Below are 3,332 nucleotides of genomic sequence, written 5' to 3' on the forward strand. Positions count from 1 at the left end.
ACGGTCCACCCTGAACACCAGGCAGACCGCGAACCGGTCAAGTGTCCGCGATGTCGTGAGACTTCTTCTGTCCGCGATGTCCTGAGCCTTCACAGTGCGCTCTGGCGCACTCTCAGGCACACGCCGCGGGTGGGTCAGGCCAGCGCCGGCAGTCGGGAGAGCGCGTCGGCCACCTGGGCCTGGATGTCGGCATCGCCCCAGTCGTGGTCGACGACCTCGCCGGACAGGTACGCGTCATAGGCGGCCAGGTCGAGGTGACCGTGTCCGCACAGAGCGGTCAGGATCACCTTCTCCTCACCGGTCTCCTTGCACCGCGCCGCCTCCTCGACAGCCGCCGCCAGGGCGTGCGTCGGTTCCGGGGCCGGCACGATGCCCTCCGAGCGCGCGAACAGGACGCCGGCGGAGAAGCACTCGGTCTGCGGCTTGGCGACCGCCTCGATCTCGCCGGTCTCGTAGAGGTGGCTGATCAGGGGGCTCATCCCGTGGTAGCGCAGTCCACCGGCATGGATCGGGTCCGGGATGAAGTCGTGGCCGAGCGTGTGCATCTTCATCAACGGCGTCATCCCCGCGGTGTCGCCGAAGTCGTACGCGTAGGTCCCCTCCGTCAGCGACGGACACGCGGCCGGCTCCACCGCTCGCACCGTCGGGCTCATCCGGCCCGCCCACTTCTCACGCAGGAAGGGGAACATCAGGCCGCCGAAGTTCGACCCACCCCCGGTGCACCCGACCAGCAGGTCAGGGGTCTCCCCCGCCATCGCGAGCTGCAGCAGGGCCTCCTCGCCGATGATCGTCTGGTGCATCAGCACATGGTTGAGCACGCTGCCGAGCGCGTAGTTGGACTCCGGGTCCTGCGCCGCGACCTCGACCGCCTCACTGATGGCGATCCCCAACGACCCGGTCGAGTCGGGGTGCTCCGCCAGGATCGCGCGCCCGGCCTCCGTCAGGTCCGAGGGGCTGGGGTGGATGGTGCCGCCGAAGGTCTCGATCATCATCCGCCGGTAGGGCTTCTGGTCGTACGACGCACGCACCTGCCACACCTCGCAGGCCAGGCCGTACTGCGCGCAGGCGAACGCCAGCGCCGTGCCCCACTGACCGGCTCCGGTCTCGGTGGTCAGCCGCTTGATCCCTGCCTTGGCGTTGTAGAACGCCTGGGGAACCGCAGTGTTCGGCTTGTGCGAGCCGGCCGGGGACACACCTTCGTACTTGTAGTAGATCCGCGCCGGTGTCCCGAGCGCCTTCTCCAGCCGGTGCGCGCGGTACAGCGGGCTCGGCCTCCAGAGCCGGTAGACGTCGAGGACCTCCTCCGGGATGTCGACGTACTGCTCGGCGGACACCTCCTGGAGGATCAGGTCCATCGGGAACAGCGGCGCCAGGTCGTCGGGCCCCACCGGCTGTCCGGTCCCAGGGTGCAGCACCGGAGGCGGTGGTGTCGGGATGTCGTGCAGCACGTTGTACCAACGCGTCGGCATCTCGCTCTCGTCGAGCTGGAACTTGTGCTGCTGCACCTGGGACATGGCGCCTCCTGGCCTCGTCGACGACGGCTCGCGCCGACCCTAGTGACTGCAGCGCTGCCGCGGCACCCCCGTGACCACGACCGGCAACCGACCCGGCGCCGTCGCCCTCCCGACCAGCACGTCGACCAACGACGCCATCGCGCCAGGGGTCTCGCCGTACGTGGCGATCCGGACTCGGGCACGGGACTGACCGAGGACGTACGGCGTGTCGGTCGCCACTGCGACGTCGGCCACGACCGGCGCACCCCCGTAGCCGCTGAACCCGATGCTCGTGCCCGACGCGAGCCGGGCCTCCTCCTCCGCCTGCCACGCGGCGAGCCGCTGCCGCTGGCGGCGGGTCGAGGGCTGCGCGAGTCGGGCGGGCGGATCGCGGCGCACCAGGATCTCGAGGCCCGCTGCCCGGGCGGCTGGGACGAAGGCGGATCTTCCGCCGGCGTCCCCGATCGGGAACACGCTGTCCTCGACGAGGCGGCCTCGGCAGCGCCCGGAGACGACGGTGATCGCGGCGGCGGACAGCCGGCGGGACTCCGAGCTCGCCGACCCCGGTCGAGCAGGTCGGTCGCCGGTCGGGACGGAGTGGTCGAGCAGGGCGATCTGGCGGGCGGCGGACCGGAGCAGCCGGGAGCGGGTGAGGCTACCCCTGCGCACCGCCTGCACCAGCGCGCGCTGCGCCACTGCCGGGTCCGGCGGCATCAGCAGTACGTCGGCCCCGGCCCGGATCGCTCGCACGGCTACGGCGGCAGGCTCGCGCCCGCGTGTGACGGCGGCCATCTGCAGTGAGTCCGTGACGACCAGGCCGCGGAACCCGAGGTCGTGCCGCAGCAGGCCGGTCACGACCCGGCGGGAGAGGCTGGACGGCAGCCGCGGGTCGATCCGGCGTACGTCGAGGTGGCCGACCATGACGGCCGGCAGACCCGCGTCGACGGCGACCGCGAACGGCACCAGGTCTCGTCGCTGCAGCTGGCGCAGGGAGCGCTTCTGGACCGGAAGGGTGAGATGGCTGTCCGCCGGCACCGACCCGTGGCCGGGGAAGTGCTTGAGGACCGGCACCACGCCGCTGCGGGCGAACCCCTGCGCGGCCGCGACCGCCTGCGCCGCGACCAGCTGTCGGCCCGAGCCCGCCGACCGCGACCCGATGGTCGGGTCGTCCGGCCCCGTCGTCACGTCAGCGACCGGTGCGAAGTTCACGGTGAACCCGAGGTCGGCGAGCTCGGCGCCGTAGCGGCGGTAGGCCACATTCGTGAGCCGCGGGTCGCGCGCTGCACCTGCGCTCATGAAGGCCGGGAAGGGGGTGGTCGGCGCCCGTTCGACGATTCCGCCCTCCTGGTCGACGGAGAGGAACAGCGGCCACGGTCGACGCACCTGTCGCCGCAGTGCGCGGTTGACCGCCGCGATCTGCTGCGGCGAGGCGATGTTGTCGTCGAAGGCGATGACGCCACCGAGGTGGAGGCTGCGAACCGTGCGAACCGGCGCCGCTGTGCCCGACCACGACGCCACGATCAGCTGCCCGGCCAGCTCCGGCAGCGACAGCCGCCGCGCCCGGCGTACGGCGGAGTCGAGCTCGGCCTCGCTCGGTCCCCACCCCGTGGTCAGCCCGAGCCGCTCCGCCGGTCCGGGCTGTTCGGTCGGCTCGGTGGGCTCGGCCTCGGGCGGGCTGGAGGAGGGTGTCTCGGTCTCCGCGTCACCCGGCGGGTCCGGCTCCGGAGCGCCCGAGCACCCCGCGAACGCCAACGCCAGCACCACCACGAGGACCAGTCCCACCGCCGCCCGCCAGCCCACACCGCGGCGTGTGCCTGAGCGTGCGCCCTGGCGCACGCT

General features: G+C 72.3%; 2 protein-coding genes. Both read right to left on the reverse strand.

The features are described from left to right. Positions 1–134: 134 nt before the first annotated feature. Positions 135–1,514 (reverse strand): TrpB-like pyridoxal phosphate-dependent enzyme, encoded by a 1,380-nt coding sequence (locus VFZ39_RS06000; RefSeq protein WP_330864824.1) that lies wholly within the window; start codon positions 1,512–1,514, stop codon positions 135–137. Between the two features lie 39 nt (positions 1,515–1,553). Next, positions 1,554–3,332: glycoside hydrolase family 3 N-terminal domain-containing protein (locus tag VFZ39_RS06005; RefSeq protein ID WP_330864825.1), on the reverse strand; the 1,779-nt coding region annotated here is incomplete at its 5' end.

This window comes from Nocardioides sp., from assembly GCF_036374615.1.
In the GTDB taxonomy this organism is placed as follows: domain Bacteria; phylum Actinomycetota; class Actinomycetes; order Propionibacteriales; family Nocardioidaceae; genus Nocardioides.